General features: G+C 71.0%; 15 protein-coding genes. 11 read left to right on the top strand and 4 right to left on the bottom strand.

The window, feature by feature from the left end:
* The first annotated feature begins 809 nt into the window (after positions 1-809).
* The 7 genes from tgmA (at position 810) to ACWEFL_RS09705 (ending at position 9,892) form a co-directional block, all read left to right on the top strand.
* A complete protein-coding gene (tgmA, locus tag ACWEFL_RS09735; RefSeq protein WP_451709906.1) occupies positions 810-1,001 on the top strand; it encodes a putative ATP-grasp-modified RiPP in 192 nt (63 codons plus the stop codon).
* Between the two features lie 12 nt (positions 1,002-1,013).
* Positions 1,014-1,943, top strand: a complete 930-nt coding sequence (gene tgmB, locus ACWEFL_RS09730) for an ATP-grasp ribosomal peptide maturase (protein WP_451709905.1) — start codon at positions 1,014-1,016, stop codon at positions 1,941-1,943.
* A 231-nt stretch (positions 1,944-2,174) separates the two neighbouring features.
* A complete protein-coding gene (locus ACWEFL_RS09725) occupies positions 2,175-2,630 on the top strand; it encodes a lamin tail domain-containing protein (RefSeq protein WP_451709903.1) in 456 nt (151 codons plus the stop codon).
* 267 nt (positions 2,631-2,897) lie between these two features.
* Entirely contained in the window at positions 2,898-3,851 is a 954-nt protein-coding gene (locus ACWEFL_RS09720) for a hypothetical protein (RefSeq protein WP_451709901.1), read from the top strand.
* Positions 3,848-5,911 (top strand): vWA-MoxR associated conflict system protein, encoded by a 2,064-nt coding sequence (locus ACWEFL_RS09715; protein ID WP_451709899.1) that lies wholly within the window; start codon positions 3,848-3,850, stop codon positions 5,909-5,911. Before ACWEFL_RS09720 ends, ACWEFL_RS09715 begins: the two co-directional genes overlap by 4 nt.
* Positions 5,911-6,852 (top strand): AAA family ATPase, encoded by a 942-nt coding sequence (locus ACWEFL_RS09710; protein WP_451709897.1) that lies wholly within the window; start codon positions 5,911-5,913, stop codon positions 6,850-6,852. Before ACWEFL_RS09715 ends, ACWEFL_RS09710 begins: the two co-directional genes overlap by 1 nt.
* Positions 6,845-9,892: a TIR-like protein FxsC gene (locus ACWEFL_RS09705; protein ID WP_451709896.1), complete on the top strand. Its 3,048-nt coding sequence runs from the start codon at positions 6,845-6,847 to the stop codon at positions 9,890-9,892. Before ACWEFL_RS09710 ends, ACWEFL_RS09705 begins: the two co-directional genes overlap by 8 nt.
* Here ACWEFL_RS09705 and ACWEFL_RS09700 read toward each other — a convergent pair.
* The 4 genes from ACWEFL_RS09700 to ACWEFL_RS09685 all read right to left on the bottom strand — a co-directional run bounded on the left by ACWEFL_RS09700 (position 9,889) and on the right by ACWEFL_RS09685 (position 13,693).
* The gene (locus ACWEFL_RS09700) at positions 9,889-10,830 is read right to left on the bottom strand and encodes a hypothetical protein (RefSeq protein WP_451709894.1); all 942 of its coding nucleotides are present in this window, start codon (positions 10,828-10,830) and stop codon (positions 9,889-9,891) included. The two genes, ACWEFL_RS09705 and ACWEFL_RS09700, sit on opposite strands and share 4 nt — an antisense overlap.
* Before the next feature lie 136 nt (positions 10,831-10,966).
* Entirely contained in the window at positions 10,967-11,158 is a 192-nt protein-coding gene (locus ACWEFL_RS09695) for a YbdD/YjiX family protein (protein WP_451709892.1), read from the bottom strand.
* On the bottom strand, positions 11,155-13,272 hold the full coding sequence (locus ACWEFL_RS09690) for a carbon starvation CstA family protein (RefSeq protein WP_451709890.1): 2,118 nt from the start codon (positions 13,270-13,272) through the stop codon (positions 11,155-11,157). Before ACWEFL_RS09690 ends, ACWEFL_RS09695 begins: the two co-directional genes overlap by 4 nt.
* Positions 13,273-13,450: 178 nt before the next feature.
* Positions 13,451-13,693 carry a DUF3311 domain-containing protein gene (locus ACWEFL_RS09685; protein WP_451709888.1) on the bottom strand — a complete coding sequence of 81 codons (243 nt, stop codon included), beginning with the start codon at positions 13,691-13,693 and terminating at the stop codon, positions 13,451-13,453.
* Positions 13,694-13,920: 227 nt separating this feature from the next.
* Between ACWEFL_RS09685 and ACWEFL_RS09680 the strand changes: the two genes are divergently transcribed.
* The 4 genes from ACWEFL_RS09680 (at position 13,921) to ACWEFL_RS09665 (ending at position 17,437) form a co-directional block, all read left to right on the top strand.
* Entirely contained in the window at positions 13,921-15,486 is a 1,566-nt protein-coding gene (locus ACWEFL_RS09680) for a sodium:solute symporter family protein (RefSeq protein WP_451709886.1), read from the top strand.
* Positions 15,483-16,154, top strand: coding sequence for a sigma-70 family RNA polymerase sigma factor (locus ACWEFL_RS09675; protein ID WP_451709884.1), 672 nt, complete (start codon positions 15,483-15,485; stop codon positions 16,152-16,154). The genes ACWEFL_RS09680 and ACWEFL_RS09675 overlap by 4 nt, the downstream gene beginning before the upstream one ends.
* A complete protein-coding gene (locus ACWEFL_RS09670) occupies positions 16,151-16,456 on the top strand; it encodes a hypothetical protein (protein ID WP_451709882.1) in 306 nt (101 codons plus the stop codon). The genes ACWEFL_RS09675 and ACWEFL_RS09670 overlap by 4 nt, the downstream gene beginning before the upstream one ends.
* A gap of 114 nt (positions 16,457-16,570) precedes the next feature.
* Positions 16,571-17,437 carry a GyrI-like domain-containing protein gene (locus ACWEFL_RS09665; RefSeq protein WP_451709881.1) on the top strand — a complete coding sequence of 289 codons (867 nt, stop codon included), beginning with the start codon at positions 16,571-16,573 and terminating at the stop codon, positions 17,435-17,437.
* Positions 17,438-17,480: the final 43 nt, after the last annotated feature.

Genomic DNA, 17,480 nt, shown 5'->3' with positions numbered 1-17,480 from the left:
TATGAAATTACAGATCGTAGGCGGTTGCTCACAGAATTGCGGTAACCGACTGTCGCTCCGTTGTCACCTGTCTGTCACTCGGTCGGGGAAGAGTCTCTGACCCTCCGGACGCGGGGGCTGCGTCAATGACCCGGGGCGGTGCGTTCCCTCGCATCCGCCTCGCATCGCCGAATGCGGTCCGGGACCCTGTGCCGATTCCGTCGGCGAGCGCCCAGCGGCCGCGCGGTGTCCCGTCGGGGTGGGCCGTCCGTCTCGAAGTGATGGCGTCCATGCCGTGAACCCGTGCGGGCGGGCGGGACGCGTTCACGCCGTACTCACAGCCTTTCCACGTACGATTCCGCCGTCCGTGCCGGTGGCCGTGACTCCGGTCGTTCCGCCGGTCCCGCACGGCGCGGGCCGGACTCGCCGAACCCACAGGCCCTCCCGGCCGCCCGGTCTGTCGGGCTTACCGAAAAGAAACGCGCTATCACGCAGGGTTCAACATGAAAGGGGGTGTGCAAGTGAACGCCGGTGTGATCGTGGCAAGAGAGGCGCGTGTGTCAAATGGTGACGCAGGTCACTTCCCTTTGGAGTGCACGGAATTGCCCGTCCAAGCGTCTCTATAGGTGTCAGGAAAACGTCAACGACCCGCGTTCGCGGTCGTGTTCGCACTTCGTGGATGCGGCGGTCCGGGTCAGGCGTCCGACTGGCGCGCCGTTTACCGCAATATGACGGTATGTGATGAACTGGCTACATCACCGACACGTATTGCTCCTTACAGGGCCACGCTGTGGCCCGAGAACAGTCCCGCGTGGGGCAGGGAGATGAGCATGAAACCGTTCGCGTGGAACTACGCACGTCCGGCCGAGCTGTCACCAGTGATCGACCAGTACTCGTACGACTCCACCCTCCAGCTGAACGTCCTCTCCGACGGCCGCCCCGCCATCATGGACAGGGCTCTGCTGGCAGCGGTCGGCACCACCACCTCGACAGCCGGTTCCGCGACCCACTTCGATGACTGACCTCCCACACAGATGACGGTGCTGATCCTGACCTGTGAGCAGGATGTGACAGCGGACATGGTGGTGGCGCGGCTCCACGCGAGAGGCGTTCCCCTCGTCCGGTTCGATCCCGCCGACCTCCCCGGCGAAGGCGCGCTCTCCGCCGAGTACGTGCGGGGCGAGTTCCGCGGCTATCTGTCCACGGGCGGGCGTGTGGTCAGCATGGACGGACTGCGTTCCGTATGGGTGCGCAGGCCCGGTGAGCCGGCGTCGCATGCCGCCGAACCGTCGGCGTGGCTGACCGCGGAGAGCGGTCAGGCGCTGTACGGGATGCTGGACTGCACGCCGGCCCGCTGGATGAACGACCCCGGCGCGGCTGCCAGGGCGCGTCTCAAGCCGTGGCAGCTGCGCACGGCCCACCTCAGTGGGTTCCCGGTGCCCGCGACGGTGATCACGACCTATCCGCAGGTCGCCCGGCAGTTCGCCGACCAGTACCGGCAGGTCGTGGTGAAGGCCGTCTCCGGCAGGCCGCCCGGCGATCCGCCGATGGCGCTGCCGACCACGCTCGTACCGCCGGACGCGGACTTCGACGATGTCGCCGCCGCTCCGACGCTGCTCCAGCGGTACATAGCCAAGCGGGCGGACATCCGGCTGACCTGCGTCGGCGAGGAGCTGTTCGCCGCGCGCAAGACCGCCGAGCCGGGCCAGGTCGACGGCCGGTACGGCGAGACCGAGCACACCTGGGAGCCCACGGAGGTGCCCTCGCGGGTGGAGCGTGCCGTCGCCCTGTACAAGAAGCTGTCCGGGCTGGCGTACGGAGCCTTCGACTTCGCCGAGGACGCCGAGGGCACCTGGTGGTTCCTGGAGTGCAACCAGGGCGGTCAGTTCGGCTTCATCGAGCTGGAGACGGAGCAGCCGATCGCGGACGCGGTCGCCCGATGGCTCGGATTCCCGGCCGTGTGACGGTTTTTAGACGAGCGCGACGGCCGGGGCCAGGTTCCGGGCGGCGAGCCCCGCGTCGGGACGCTCCTCACGATCCAGCGACCGGGGCCGCTTTCCGACGGCCGGCTGCCCGGCCCCGATTGCCGCGGGAATTGTCGAACGTTCCTTCGTTACTCGTGAGTCGGCCCTAGTGTGGGCCGCTCGCCGGGCCCAGAAAAAGGGGGGTGCCCGGCCTGAACACGAAGGATGCCGATGCTCCGTACCCGCTCCACCGTCGCCGCCCTCGTCGCGGCGGCCCTCGGCGGACTCGTCCTGACGCCGTCGCCTGTCCAGGCCGCCGCAGGATCGGTTCACCTGTACAAGGTCTACTACGACAGCCCCGGTACGGACAGGCGTACCAACGCCAGTCTGAACGCCGAGTACGCGCAGATCCGCAACACCACCTCCAAGGCCGTCAGTCTCAAGGGCTGGACGCTGACCGACGCCTCGAACCACAAGTACGTCTTCGGCGCCTTCACCCTCGGCAAGGGCAAGACGGTGACCGTCCGTACCGGCAAGGGCGCCAACTCGGCGTCGACCCGGTATCAGGGCCGGTCGGCCTATGTGTGGAACAACGACAAGGACAAGGCCACGCTGAAGAAGTCCACCGGGGCCACGGTCGACACCTGTTCGTACAACTCCACCAGGGTCGACTACAAGATGTGCTGACCGCGGACCGCCGGTCACGGGTGCGGACCACGGTTCCCGGAACCGCGGTCCGCACCCGCCCGCCACCGCCCGAGGGCGGGCGTTCCCTGCCGTCGGCCGGAGGCCGACAGGCTGTCCGGGCGATCGGTTCCCGCGACTGATCGTCCGTTGCTAATCTGCTCGTTGCCGATCCGCTCGTCACCGCGTCGCGCCGCAGCGACCGGGGCACTTGTTGCTTGGCGGGATCCGGCGGACAGGCCGAGCACGAGGCTCCAGGGGAGGCCGTTGATGCGACCGCGGCTCGTTTTCGTCCACGGCATAGGCCCTCCTCGCGACCCAACCCGTGAACTGACCGGGTGGACGGACGCGCTGGCCTCCGGCATGCGCTCCGCCGGGCACTCGGGCCTCGCAGCACGGCTGGACAGCGAGGTGGAGCGCGACTTCGCGTACTACGCCGACTTCTTCCGGCGCTCCCAGGCGCAGGGCGACGGGGACGTAATCGCCGACGAGACCGAGGCCGCGATCCTCTCGGACCTCCTCGTCGCCTGGGTGGACGGCCTCGCTGCCGGAGAACCGGACGAGCTGGAGAACCGCGTGCTCGCGCACGCCCGCGCGCAAGCCGAGCCCAGGTCGCAGAGTCAGGGCGGCCTCGCCGTCGTACGCCGAGCGCTCAACGTGGCGACCACCGTGCTCTCGCTCAAACCCTGGAGCGGCGCGGCCCGGTGGATCACCCCCAAGGTGATGGTCCGTCATTTGTCGCAGGTGGCACGCTACCTGGCGCGCACCGAGCCGGACGCCGACGGCCTCGGACTCGACCGCCGGATACGGGCCCGCGTCGCCGGGGTGATGGGCGATCGGCCGGCCGTCGTCGTCGCCCACTCCCTCGGTACGGTCGTGGCGCTGGAGACCCTCCACGAACGGTCCGTGGAGACCCCCCTCCTGGTCACCCTCGGCTCCCCGATCGCCATGCGCACCGTCGTCCTGCCCAGGCTCCTGCCCCAGCCGCCACGGGTGCCCGAAAGCGTCAGCGGCTGGCGGAACTACTGGGACCGGGATGACATCATCGCCGTACGCCCGCGTCTGGAGCACGACCTGTCGCCGAACACCGCGGGAGTACGGCCCGTGAGCCGACGCGTCGACTCGGACGGCGTATGGGTCCACTCCGCCGAGAAGTACCTCGCCCAGGCGGACGTCGCCGGACCGGTCGCCGAAGCGCTGGAGGCTCTGGCGGGCGGACGATGACCGGTGAACCCATCGGACGCCACGTCCTGGTCGTCGCCCCCCAGTGCGCCTCCATGGAGCGCCTGGAGCGCTTGGACGAATCCGCCGCCGCCCTGTACGCGGCGCTGACCGACGCCTCGCTCGGCGGCTGCGCGCCCGGCCTGCCCGGCGGTGCCACCGCACTGCTGACCGGCGACGCGCTGACGAGCGCCACCGTCACCGCCACCGTGCACCGGGCCACCGCGTACGCCGCACAGCGCGGCGCCGTGCTGGTCCTGGCCTTCCTGGGCCATGGCTTCGTCCCCGGCCAGGGCGGCACCCTGCGACTGATGAGCACCGACTCCGAGGAGGACGTCCGACTGGGCTCGGTCAACGTGGTCGAACTGCTGACCGACGCCCTCGACCACCCCGGCATCCCCGGCGTGCTCGCGGTCATCGACACCTGCCACGCGGCCGGGGCCCTCCCCGCGGCCCAGGACCTCACGGCGGGCGCCCGCCACGGAAGCAGCCGACTCGCCCTGCTGATGGGATCCTCCCGCGATCAGGCCGCCGTGGACCTCGCCTTCTCCCGGGCACTCACCGCGCTGCTCGGCACGGGCATCCCCGGCGCCGGCGCGAATCTGAGCCCGCGCGGTGTACGCGACGCCCTGAGCGGTGTCCTGGTGGGACAGAACGTCACCAGCCTGGAGTTCGAAGGCACTTCGGCCCCACCCCTGTGGATCGCCCGCAACGCCGCCCACCGCGCGGCACTTCCCGGCGGCCTCGGCGGCAGGCTCGCACACGAGGAGTTGACCGAGGCCCTGCGGGACCTGCACCCCGCGATCCCCGTACCCGGCGCAGGAGTCCAGGAGGCGGAGCGTTGCCTGGTGGAACTGGGCGGCACGCCTCCCTCGCCGGCCAGGGACCGGGCCCTGCGCGCCGTGGGAAGACTCCTCGTGGCGGTGCGCACGGTCACCTTCCTCCGCGCCTGGATCGGCGGCGACCTCACCACCAACGCCATGCGCCATGCCCTGCACACCATGCTCGCCGCCGATCGGCGCGTGCCCGCCGCCGATCTCCCCATCACCGATGTCGCGATCGTCGACGAACTGACCTTCAACCACACCGGGCGCGGCGACGGACTGCGGGACCTCACCCGCTTCGTCGCGCTGCTCGCCCATGGCTGCGGCAAGAGCCTCGACGGCCCCGAACTGCACGCCTGGGGAAGGGAGATCGGCGCTTCGCCCGCCCTGGTGAACGAGGCCGCCAGATACGGCGCCTCGGAGGTCGCGAAGCACCGGCTGGCCCTGGTCGTCAGCCTCCACTCCTCCCTCGTGGGAGAGTGGCCTGAAACCCTCGACGCATGGCTTCTACGGGACGGCTCGATGCTCTGCCGTGAGCAGTTCCCCAATGAGTCCGCCGATCGGAGAGGTGCCGAGGCGGCGCTCGAAACCGCCGCGGTCTGGGCCCTGGACCACGCCAGGAATCTCGCTCTGCCCCTGAAACGCCTCGACATCGCCGCCCCCAGCGGGCTGCTCCTCGACTGGCGGCCCGAAGAAGCCGGAAAGGAGATGCTGTTTGGGGTTCGCTTCGACGTACGGCTGCACTGGAGCGAACGGCTCAACCCCGACGCCGTGCTGCGCGGCATCGAGGACACCCTCCTCGACAGCTGGGAGACGATGGAAGGATGTGACAAGGGCGCACCCGTCGACTGGCTGGTCCACGACGACGTCCTGGACCAACCGACTCTGCGCGGCCGGCTGCGCAGCGGCCGATACACACGCGGTATCGGCCTGACTCAGCATCCGGGCGCCGACGCGCGGCTGCTGGAACTCCTGCTCCCGTACACCCCGGTCCTGCTCTGGCCGCACACCCGCGCGGGATTCCCCAAGGAGCGGCACGGCTGCCTCGACGCCGGCTGGGGAGCCATGCCGGAGGCGCTGTACCGCGCCTACCGGGACCGCTGGAAAGGTTGCGCGACCGGCGATCTCACCGACCTCGCGGATCTCCGGGCCGTCTGGGACGGCCCCGAGTGGCTGCGCTTCTGCTGGTTCTTCCGGTCGGCTCCCGCCGCACGGGCCATCGACGAGGGGACTGTCTGATGTCGTACTACCGGGGCGACGGCGTGCCGAGGGCCGGGACGCGGCTGCCCGAGCCCCCGCCGTGGCGTACGTTTCCCCGTGTGTCCCAGGCGGAGGTCTTCCAGCCGCCGGAAGGACTGGCGGAAGCGGTGAACGCGGCCCTCGCGCTGCGCCGGCCCCTGCTGATCACCGGCGGACCCGGTTCCGGCAAGTCCACCGTCATCGAACAGGTCGCGGCCGAACTCGCCCTCGGTCCCGTACTGCGCTGGCACATCACCTCACGCAGCACCCTCGCCGACGCGCTCTACCGCTATGACGCCCTCGGCCGGATCCACGCCCACCGACTCCAGCAGGAGAAGGCGCGCCTGGGCCGGGAGGCGGGCACGGACGACATCGCGGACTTCCTGACCCTGGGCCAGCTCGGCTCCGCGCTGCTGCCCGCACCACGCCCGCGGGCCCTCCTCATCGACGAGATCGACAAGGCGGACCTGGACCTGCCCGGCGATCTGCTGGATGTACTGGAACGCGGCGAGTCCCGAATCGCCGAACTGCTGCGCGAGGGCCAGGAAGAGGCCCGCGTACGCATGTGGGACAGTGGCGAGCGCCATCTCGTACGCCAGGGGCTGGTCCAGTGCACCGAGTTCCCGTTCATCGTCATGACCAGCAACGGCGAACAGGAACTGCCCGCCCCGTTCCTGCGCCGCTGCGTCCGATTCACCATGCCCAAGCCGGACGCCCGGCTGATACGGAAAGTGGTGCTCAGCCACCTCCGGCTGGAGGTCGGCGACGCCGGCCCGACCGCGGAACTGGTCGACGACTTCGTCCGGCGGGTGGCGGCCGGCGAGAGCGTGGCGGTCGACCAGCTGCTCGGAACCCTGCACCTCCTCACCGGCGCGGACGGTCCCGCGAACGAACGGGACCGGCTCATCGCCCTCCTGATGAAGGATCTGTCCGGTGCCTGACGCCCGCCGGCCCGGTCCGCTGGAGACCGTCGTCGAAGCCCTGCACGGCCTCGGCCGGGACCTGGACGGAGTCTCGGTCGCCGAGTTGCTGTGGCTGGCCGCGCGCGCCCCGGCACCGCCGGGCGACGGAGAGCCGGCCGGCTCCGCGGACCCGGTCGACAGATCCCCGGCCGTCGATCCCCGCGAACGGCTGCTCGACTGGAACCGTCCGGATCTTCCCGTGTACGAGGCGTCGGGGGGAGGGGCAGCCGCACTCCCGGCGCGTGAAGTCCTCGTGCCACGCGGATCGGCGCTGCCGCGCGCCCGTGAGATCGCCACCGCTCTCAGACCCCTGGGACGGCCGTGGCGCTCCGGACGGAGCCTGCGGCTCGACATCGACGCCACCGTCTCGGACTACGCCCGCAGCGGGGAACTGGTCCCCGCCTTCCGGCCGAGCCACGAGCGCTGGTTCGATCTGACCGTCGTCGTCGACCGCTCGCCCACCATGCGCGTATGGGACGACACGGTCGACGAACTGGTGCGGACGCTGGCCGGCACCGGAGTGTTCCGCACGCTCCGCGTCCGGGAGACCGACTCCTGGGAGGCCGCCGGAACCGGAGCGCAGAAACTCCCGCCGCGGCGATTCTTCTCGCATCCGCGGCGGCTCGTACTGGTCGTCACGGACTGCGTGCCCGCGAAACCGGGCGACGAGGGGTTGTGGAACCGGATCCGCGAGTGGGCCCGAGCCGTTCCCACCGTGCTGCTGGACCCCTTGCCGCCCAAGATCTGGCGGCACAGCGGCCTCGATCTCCCGGCCGTCAGAGTCACCCCGCCCCCGACCCCCGGCGCCCGGAACACCCAACTGCGCTTCGCTCTGCCGCCCCGGCTGGAGGCCCCACCGCGGGGCCGTGCCGCCCGGAAGGACGACTGGCTCCCGGTGCCCGTCGTCGGCCTCTCCCCGCGTACCGTGGGACGCTGGGCCCGCACGCTCATGCGGGGAGACCCCGCGGGCTGCCAGGCCGTACTCGTCCCGCGCCCGGGGGGCCTCGACCGCACCCGGATCTCCTCGCCCGAGGCGGCGGACAGCGCCCACCTCGTGGAGTCGTTTCTGTACCGCGCCTCGTCGCCCGCGCTGCGGCTCGCGGTCCTGTGCTCCCTCTACCCGCGCCTCAACACGGCGCTGATGCATATCGTCCGGCAGGAAGTCGTACCGGAGGCCACCACGGCGGACGTCGCCGAAGTGGTCACCGGCGGTCTGGTGACGATCGTCGAAGGGCCGACGGGCGGGGCCGGCCCCGTGCTGGTGTTCAGGCCGGGGGTACGAGACCTCCTCACTCCCCGGCTCGGCGCCCGGGACGCACGGCGCGCCCATGACGCGGTGAGCCGGTTCATCGCCGCTCACATCTCCGCGCACTCCCGCTTCCAGGCCCTCGTCCCGGATCCCGGCGGAGACGCCCGACTCGCCTCGGAGATGGCGCCCTTCGCCTTCGCCTCGGCCCGGACGCTCCGCGCGCTTGGGATGCCGGTCCAGGAACCGGCCGGTGCCGTCGCGTTCAGGGCCGCGACCGGCGACTTGGTGACCGACGGCTCCGACTCCGTCGGCGGGGCACCCGGAACGGCGACCCTCGACGCGGAAGCGGCTGGCGGGAACATTGGTGCGGCGTCGGCAGGTTCCGGCGCGGTGGGCGCCGCACCGGGTGAGGGGCCGGAGCCGGCGGCGGTGACAGCGACGGCGGGGAGAACGCCGTCGGAGGTGATCCGGCCCGCCGAGCCCGTACCGCTGATCCGGCCCGGCGGGCGCGACCGTCGCCCGTACTTTTTCCTGAGCTACGCGCACACACCGCGGTACGGGGCAGGGGGCCCCGACCCGGATATGTGGGTGGAGCGGTTTTTCCGGGATCTGTGCGGCCATGTGATGGCGATGACGGATGTACCGGCAGGGGCGCCGGTCGGCTTCATGGACCGGGAGATCCGCTCGGGGGAGGGCTGGTCCGAGCGGCTGGGCGAAGTCCTCGCGAACTGCCGGGTCTTCGTCCCCCTGTTCTCACCGAGGTACTTCGCCAGCGAGATGTGCGGGAAGGAGTGGTACGCGTTCGCGCAGCGGGCGATCTACCACCAGGCCAAGAGCAACCGGCCCGCGGAGGCGATGGTCCCCGCGCTCTGGGTGCCCATGCCCCCGGACCAACTCCCCGGACCCGCCCAGAGCCTCCAGTACATCCACCGGGCCCTCGGTGACCGCTATGCCACCGACGGCCTCTACGGTCTGATCAAACTCCGTGTCTTTGCCGAGGAGTACGAGGCGGCCGTCTACGAACTCGCCAAACGCATCGCCTCCGTCGCCGACACCACCCGGATCGCCCCCGGCAGGCCGGACGACTACCGCAACGCGCCCAGTGCTTTCGGATCCGTCAACGCGACGCCCGGCGACCTGCGCCTCGCCGTGGTCGCCCCGACCCTCCGGAACCTTCCCGACGGCCGGGACCCCCAGTACTACGGAGCGACCCCGGAGGACTGGAATCCGTACCGTCCCGACTCCTCAAGGCCGCTGGTGCGGCTGGCCGCGGATCTCGCCTCCACCCTGAACTACCGTGTGGACATCACCACGTTCGAGGAGGAGCTGGCGCATCTCGAACGCCGCACTCGTCCCCAGGGGCCCCTGGTCCTCCTCGTCGACCGCTGGGCCCTGAGAGTGCCGTCGCTCCGGGCGGATCTAGCCAGACTCGACAGCGCCCACCGGCCGGGGATCTGCATGGTCGTGGCCGGGAACGGGGATGACCCCGAGAGCCGTGCGACGGAGTCGGTCCTCAGCGACGAACTGGCACGGACCGCACCCGCCTTGGCGGGCGCGGTCCGTAGCGCGGTGGGGAGGGCCGCGCTCAAGGGGATCGCCCGTATGGAAGGACTCGGCCAGGTGCTGCCGCTGGTGGTGGAGGAGGTCTACCGCGAGTATCTGCGGTCCGCGCCGCCCTCTTCCTCCACCTCGGGACCACTGCCACGGCCCGGCGGTCCGCTCTCCGCGGCCGAGCACGACCGGGCCGACGAGGGGGACGGGATCTCCTAGCGTCTGGTGTTGCTCATCCAGTACAGGAACGCGGCCTTGGGGTTCGGAAGCGCCTCCCATGGATGCATCGTCATATGCGGTCCGATGCGGCGGAACACCGTGTCCGCCTCTTCCAGTCTCCGTGCCGCGATCAGGGAGAACGCCAGGATGTTCAGATCGGCCATCATCTCCGCGTGCGGCACGGCCGGGGCCCGGAACCAGCGGAGCAGCGCGACGTCGATGTCGTACGCGGCTCCGGGGTCGCTCCAGATGAGCCCCGCGCCCAGCGCGGCCTGACCGCCCACGCCCATCCGGTGGGCGAAGTGTTCGGCCCTGGCGGCGAGGGGCAGCAGCACCAGGGGCGAACCCTCGGGCGCGCCGGAGGCCGCACGGCGGGCGAAGATCGTCATATCGGCGACGGAACCCTGTCCGCGCGGGGAGAGGTAGCCCAGGACCTCGTGGTGCGCGGCCCGGTTTCCCGGCGCGCGGGCGATGATCTCGGCCCAGACGGGTGAGGCGTGCCGGATCGGCGCTCCCTTGGACCGCATCAGCCCCAGCAGGGCGATGAGCGGAGTGGGGTCCTCCGGGTAGGCGCGGGCGGCCCGGACGCAGTCGCGCTGGGCCTGGTCGACCGCAGGCCGGGAACCGGAGCGGGCGCGGACCGCGCGCACGCACGCCCGGACGACGAGAGCGTCCGGATCGCCCGGAACGCTCGTCACCCACCGTTCGGCGACCGAGGGCGGCAGGACCGAGGCGATGGCGAAGCTCCGGTGCACCCGGCGGTCCCAGTCCTGACCCGTGGCGCGCAGCAGATCGGCGGCCGGAAGCCACGCCTGACGGCTGCGGTCCGCACCGAGGCCGTGGAGCTGATGGCTGGGCCGGATGTCGGTGAGGGTGCGGTGCAGATCGTCGTCGTCGAGTTCAGGACGGACGCACACGGCGGAGGGTCGTCGGAACATGACGCATGTCCTTTGATGGTGCCGGCGGTTCGCACGGTTGCCGGCAGAGGCTGACGGGGGTGACGGGCGCGCCCCACGGGTGCCGCCGAAGCGGCGGCACCCGCGGCGCGGACCGGCTGCGACCGGCCGGGCGGGCTCAGCAGCAGCGCGACTGCGGTTCCTCCTCCATGCGGCGGGTGCGCAGCCGCTGGAACTCGCGCCTCGTCGGCGGCGGCACATCGGGGTGGCTCCTGCGGTGGTGCTCGCAGTGCCGGTCGTACGCCGTCTCACCGGTGACCTCGCGCAGATACCAGTGCACGGCACGCAGCGCCCGGAGCAGGGTGTTCACTCGCGCGTCCCCGCCATCTCCGCCGTCTTGCCCAGCTGAGAGGCCACATACGGTGTCTCGCTGGTCGGCGGCGGAGTGGGGGAGCGCAGGGTGCGGACGCACACCACGGCCGCGTTGACGATGACCGTGGCCACGAGCGCCACGAACAGGGCGATCAGCACACCGTCGACGGTGGAGTTGAGGACGATGGTGTGCATGTCGTCCATGTTCTTCGCGGGGGCCAGCACCTTGCCCGCGTCGATCGCGTCGGCGAACCGGTCCCGCTGGGCGAAGAAGCCGACCCTCGGATCGGGGGAGAAGATCTTCTGCCAGCTCGCGGTGAAGGTGACCGCGACCGTGAAGGCGAGCGGAACACCCGTCACCCAAGCCCAGCGCAGCCGCCCGGACTTGATCAGCACGGTCGTCGCGACGGTGAGGGCGACTGCGGCCAGCAACTGGTTGGCGATGCCGAACAGCGGGAAGAGCTGGTTGATGCCGCCGAGCGGGTCGGTGGCCCCGGCGTAGAGGAAGTAGCCCCACCCGGCCACGACCAGGGCGCTCGCCAGCCAGATGCCCGGCTTCCAGTTCACGCGCCCGATCGGCTTCCAGACGTTGCCGAGCATGTCCTGGAGCATGAACCGGCCCACGCGGGTTCCGGCGTCGACCGTCGTCAGAATGAACAGGGCCTCGAACATGATCGCGAAGTGGTACCAGAACGCCTTCATCCCCGCGCCGCCGATGACGTCGGAGAAGATCTGCGACATCCCCACGGCGAGCGTCGGCGCGCCACCGGTGCGGGCGACCAGCGTGCCCTCCTCGACCGCCTTCGCCGCCGCGGCCAAGTCCCCCGGGGAGATGGTGAATCCGAGGCCGGCGACGGCCTGTGAGGCGGATTCGACGCTGTTCCCGAGGAGTCCGGCCGGTGCGTTCATCGCGTAGTACAGACCGGGATCGAGCACGGCCGCGGCGATCAGGGCCATGACGGCGACGAACGACTCCATGAGCATGGCGCCGTAGCCGATCATCCGGACCTGGGACTCCTTCTCGATCAGCTTTGGCGTGGTCCCGGAGGCGACCAGCGAGTGGAAGCCGGAGAGCGCGCCACAGGCGATGGTGATGAAGAGGAACGGGAAGAGCGAACCCGCGAAGACCGGACCCTGGCCGGACGAGGCGAACTTGGACACCGCGTCGGCCTGGAGCACGGGCGTGGCGAACAGCACGCCGAGCGCGAGCAGCGCGATCGTGCCGATCTTCATGAACGTGGACAGATAGTCGCGCGGGGCCAGCAGCATCCACACCGGCAGGACCGAGGCGAGGAATCCATAGCCGACGAGACAGAACACGAGGGTGGTCGGGCTGAGGGTGAACGCGTCGGCCAGGGACGAGTTCTGGATCCAGCCGCCGCCCACGATCGCCAGAAGCAGCAGGGCGACCCCGATGAGACTGGTCTCCAGGACCCGGCCCGGCCGCAGGATGTGCAGGTAGAGGCCCATGAACAGCGCGATCGGAATGGTCATGGCGACCGAGAAGGTGCCCCACGGCGAGTGGGCGAGGGCGTTGACGACGACCAGCGCCAGCACCGCCAGCAGAATGATCATGATGGCGAAGACGGCGATCAGCGCCGCGGTCCCGCCCACCTTCCCGATCTCCTCACGGGCCATCTGCCCGAGGCTCTTGCCGTCCCGGCGCATGGAGAGGAACAGGACCACCATGTCCTGCACCGCCCCCGCGAAGATCACGCCGAAGACGATCCAGATCGTGCCCGGCAGATATCCCATCTGCACGGCCAGCACCGGCCCCACCAGCGGCCCCGCCCCCGCGATGGCGGCGAAGTGATGCCCCAGCAGCACCCGTCGGTCGGTGGGCTGGTAGTCGACCCCGTCCTCCAGCCGTTCGGCCGGGGTCGCCCGGGTGTCGTCCGGCTTGAGCGCGCGGGACACGATGAAACGGGAGTAGAAGCGGTAGGCGATGGCGTACGACCCGAGGGCGGCGGCGACCAGCCAGACGGCCGAGATCTCCTCGCCCCGCGAGAGCGCCAGCACCCCCCAGCAGATCGCGCCGACGACGGCGACCGTCGTCCACAGGAGGACGGATTTCGGATCGGGCCGGGAGGCGGGCACGAAGGATCGGGACACGCTGGCTCCTTACGGGGGTGAGGTGATGGGACGGGGCCTCGCGCCCGCCGGGGCGGGCACGACGGCATGAGGGCATGAGGGCATGACGAGGACACGGTCCGCGCCGTGTGAACGAGCGGGGCCGGGAGTGCGGTAGGGGCGGGCCAGGGAGGTGAGCGGGGCGCGGACTGGCCGGGGGTCAGGAATCGGGACGGCGTCGCCGGGTCAGCAGATACGCGGCGAACAGTCCGACGCTGCAACCGGGTACCCATGCGAGCTGGTACCAGTAGAAGAACGGGACACCCACGAGCCGGGGCCGGTCCTGCGCGTACCAGGGCACCCAGAGCAGAGCCACCACGGGGGCGACGAGACAGAAGCCGGCCGCGACCCGGCGGGCCGTGCTCCGGCCGCCGTGCCCTGGTCGATGCTCGCTTTCCGCCACCGGATCCTCCGCGATCGTCGGTCGTCCTTCGCCGTTCTCCCCTCGTCCCCGAGGGTCTGTGGAAGAGTTGCCGGTCACCGCGGTTTGGTTGACACGGGATTTCCAGAAGATTTCCGTGGATTCCGTGTCCTCGGAACGGCCGGTTCGCGCAACTAGGTAGCGACCGGGCGGCAGTCGGGCGTCGCATCGGACGCACAGCGCGCAGTACGCAGCACGGACGGTGACCGATGAACGAAGGTGCCGTAGCGGCGGCGTTCCTCGCCGTCATCGGCGCGGCCTCGCTGCTGGCCGTGACGGCGAGACGCTTCCACACCACCGAGTCGCTGCCGTCGCTGGACGGCTGGGCGCTCGCCGACCGCGGCCTGGGCGCCGGATGGACCTGGCTGCTGCTCGGCGGCACGATCTTCACGGCGTACACCTTCACCGCGGTGCCCGGACTCGCGTACGGCAACGGCGCGCTCGCCTTCTTCGCCGTCCCGTACACCGTGATCGTCTGCCCGATGGCCTTCGTCCTGCTGCCCCGGCTCTGGTCCGTCGCCAAGGCGGGCGGCTATGTCACCGTGGCCGACTTCGTCCGCGGCCGGTACGGCTCACCGCCGCTCGCGCTCGCCGTCGCCCTCACCGGCATCCTCGCGACCATGCCGTATCTGGCGCTCCAACTGCTGGGCATCCGGGCCGTGTTGGAAGCGGGAGGTCTCAACCCGTCCGCCGCCGCCACCAGCGATCTGGCGATGATCGTGCTGTTCGCCGGACTGGCCGTCGCCACCTACCGGCACGGGCTGCGCGCCCCGACCGTCATCTCCGGCTTCAAGGGCGCGGCGGTCTTCGCCTCCGTGCTCGCCATGGTCTGGCTGGTCCTCGACACCTTCGGCGGACCGGGCCGGGTCTTCGATGACGCCGCCGGACGGCTGGCGGCCCAGGGCGGGGGAGAGGCGGCCCTCCTGCTCACCGCCGACCAGCAGCCCGCCTTCGCCACCCTCGCGCTCGGCTCCGCGCTCGCCCTGCTGATGTACCCGCATGTGCTCACCGTCGCCTTCGCCGCCTCCGGGCCCGCCACCCTGCGCAAGGTCTGCGTGGGGCTGCCCGCGTGGACGGCCGTGCTCGCGCTGTTCGGGCTCCTCGGGATCGCCGCCGTCGCCGCCGGAGTGCGCACCCCCGTCGGCGCCGCCGAATCCGCCGTCCCGATGCTGGTGGACCGGTTGATGCCCGCGCCGATGGCGGGGCTCGTCTTCGGCGCGATCACCGTGGGGGCGCTGGTACCGGCTGCGGTGATGTCGGTAGCGGCGGCCACCTCGTTCGTACGGAATGTGTACGTCGAGTACGTCCATCCCACCGCCACCCCCAAACGCCAGGTACGCATCGCCAAAGCGGTCTCCCTCACCGCGAAGGTCGGCGCGATCGCCTTCGTCTTCGGGCTGCGCGACCAGGCGGCCATCAACCTCCAACTGCTCGGCGGCGTCTGGATCCTCCAGATCTTCCCCGCCGTCGCCGTCGGCCTCTACACCCGCTGGCTGCACGCGCGCGCCTTGCTCGCGGGGTGGGCCGCGGGGATGGGATTCGGTACGGTCGTGGTCGTCCGGGAAGGCTTCTCACCCGTCGTACCGTTCGGCCCGAGCGGTTTCTCCCTGGAGATCTACGCCGGTCTGGCGGCCCTCCTCCTCAATCTGGCCGTGGCCGCCCTGGGCACCGTCCTGCTGCGATGGCGAGGTGTGCCGCGAGGACCGGACGCCACTCCGCTGTCCACCCGCTCCACAGTCCAGCCCCGCCCCGAGACGGGAACGAGTTCGCCATGAGACGGACCCCACGCGCCCCCCGCACCCTGTTCGCCCCGCCCGAGGAGCCCGCGGACGAGGGCGACGGCCGCGGCCATCCCAAGGACACCGGACGCGTTCCCGAGCAGTCGCGCGGGCCGCGGGAGGACGGCCGAGGGCCCGCCGGCCGGCGGGCCGGGGCGGTCACCGACCCCGCCGAACAGGAACGGGAGGCCGCCCTCGCCCGGCTCTTCGAACTGCACTACACCTCGATGCTCCGCCTCGCCGCCCTGCTGGGGGCCGACGATCCGGAGAACATCGTGGCCGAGGCGTACTACGAGATCTACCGCAAGTGGCGCAGGCTGCGGGACGCCGACCGCGCCGAGTCGTATCTCCGTTCCGTCGTCTGCAATCTGACCCGGATGCGGATACGCCACCTCCAGATCGTCCGCAAGCACACCGAGGCGCCCCCGGCCGACCCGGTGGCCTCGGCCGAGTACACGGCTCTGCTCCACGACGACCAGCAGGCGCTGATCGGAGCACTTCAGCAACTCCCGCCCCGGCAGCGCGAAGCGCTCGTGCTGCGCCACTGGATGGGACTCAAGGAGGGCGAGATAGCCAAGGCCATGGGGATCTCGACCGGCTCGGTCAAGACCCACACCGCACGCGGTATCGCCGCACTGACCCAGGTGATGGAGAACCGCCGATGAACAGCCAGGACACCCAGCCGGTGCACGGGCCCGGCACCGAGGAGCGATTGCGCGAGGCCATGGAGGCGCTGGCGGGCCAGGTGCACGCCGCCCCCGACGCGTACCGGACCGCGCGCGGCCAGTGGCGTCGCCGCGAACGGAAGCGGCGGCTGATCCTCTCGCTCCTGGTCGCCGTGGTCTTCACCCTCGCCACGCTGGCCGGACTCTGGGTCCTCAACTCCGCGCCCGCCGGCTCCGGGGGCATCTTCAACGACGACCGCACCACGGCCCCGACCGCACCGGCGCCACCCCCCGGCAGCTGACCCCGCACACCGGCCGCGGCACCCGAGCGCCCACCCGACCGGACCGGGCACGGAGTGTCGGGTCCGGCGGCACGGAACCTTCCTAGGGTGAGTGACCGGAAGGAAGGGACGGGGATGCTGGATCGGCTCAACCAGGCCATGGAGCACATCGAGACGCGCCTCGGCGATCGGATCGAGGTCGCCGAACTCGCGCGGATCGCGATGACGTCGGAGTACCACTTCCGGCGGCTGTTCTCCGCGCTCGCGGGGATCGGGCTGTCCGAGTACATCAGGCGCAGACGTCTCACCGTCGCCGGCGCCGAGGTGATCGCCGGGCGGCGGACGCTCCTGGACATCGCCGTGCGGTACGGCTACGGCTCGGCCGAGGCGTTCGCGCGGGCGTTCCGGGCCGTGCACGGCGTCGGTCCGGGCGAGGCCAGACGGACCGGCGCGGTCCTGCGTTCCCAGCCTCGGATGTCCTTCCGTCTCATCGTCGAAGGGAGCAGCAGCATGCGATATCGGGTCGCCGAGAAGGAAGCGTTCCGCGTCGTCGGCAGAAGGACGCGCGTGCCCATCGTGCACGAGGGCATGAACCCGGCCCTGGTCGAGTTCATCCGGGGCATCGGCCGGGAGACCCTCGCCCGGCTGGAGGACCTGTCCGACCAGGAGCCGCAGGGCATCGTCGGGGTGAGCGAGAACATCGACCCCAGCCGCGCGGAGGGCACCGAAATGGACTATCTGCACGGCGTGGTGACCACGGCCGCCGCGCCCGAGGACATGGAGACCCTCGGTGTTCCGGCCGGTACCTGGGCGGTCTTCGAGAGTTCCGGACCGTTCCCCCACACCCTTCAGTACCTGTGGCGGGACGTCTTCACCCAGTGGTTCCCCGCCAATCCGTACCGGAGCAGGCCCGGCCCCGAGATCCTGCGGACCCGGCTGTCCCCGGACGGCACGGAAGCCGAGGCGGAGCTGTGGATCCCCGTGGAGCCGGCCGCCGACTGAGGAACGGTAACCCGCACCGGCACCGGCGGTCCGACCTTCCGGA

This window comes from Streptomyces sp. NPDC004838 (assembly GCF_053600955.1).
Note: the sequence above shows the minus strand (reverse complement) of the source record. Positions and strands in the feature narration are given on the sequence as shown.

Bases quoted from the DNA above. Each gene is read 5' to 3' on its own strand.
- ACWEFL_RS09675 (WP_451709884.1), top strand. From the start codon at position 15,483: ATGAGACGGACCCCACGCGCCCCCCGCACCCTGTTCGCCCCGCCCGAG.
- ACWEFL_RS09700 (WP_451709894.1), bottom strand. From the start codon at position 10,830: ATGTTCCGACGACCCTCCGCCGTGTGCGTCCGTCCTGAACTCGACGAC.
- ACWEFL_RS09665 (WP_451709881.1), top strand. From the start codon at position 16,571: ATGCTGGATCGGCTCAACCAGGCCATGGAGCACATCGAGACGCGCCTC.
- ACWEFL_RS09670 (WP_451709882.1), top strand. From the start codon at position 16,151: ATGAACAGCCAGGACACCCAGCCGGTGCACGGGCCCGGCACCGAGGAG.
- ACWEFL_RS09725 (WP_451709903.1), top strand. From the start codon at position 2,175: ATGCTCCGTACCCGCTCCACCGTCGCCGCCCTCGTCGCGGCGGCCCTC.
- tgmB (WP_451709905.1), top strand. From the start codon at position 1,014: ATGACGGTGCTGATCCTGACCTGTGAGCAGGATGTGACAGCGGACATG.
- ACWEFL_RS09720 (WP_451709901.1), top strand. From the start codon at position 2,898: ATGCGACCGCGGCTCGTTTTCGTCCACGGCATAGGCCCTCCTCGCGAC.
- ACWEFL_RS09680 (WP_451709886.1), top strand. From the start codon at position 13,921: ATGAACGAAGGTGCCGTAGCGGCGGCGTTCCTCGCCGTCATCGGCGCG.
- ACWEFL_RS09710 (WP_451709897.1), top strand. From the start codon at position 5,911: ATGTCGTACTACCGGGGCGACGGCGTGCCGAGGGCCGGGACGCGGCTG.
- ACWEFL_RS09715 (WP_451709899.1), top strand. From the start codon at position 3,848: ATGACCGGTGAACCCATCGGACGCCACGTCCTGGTCGTCGCCCCCCAG.
- tgmA (WP_451709906.1), top strand. From the start codon at position 810: ATGAAACCGTTCGCGTGGAACTACGCACGTCCGGCCGAGCTGTCACCA.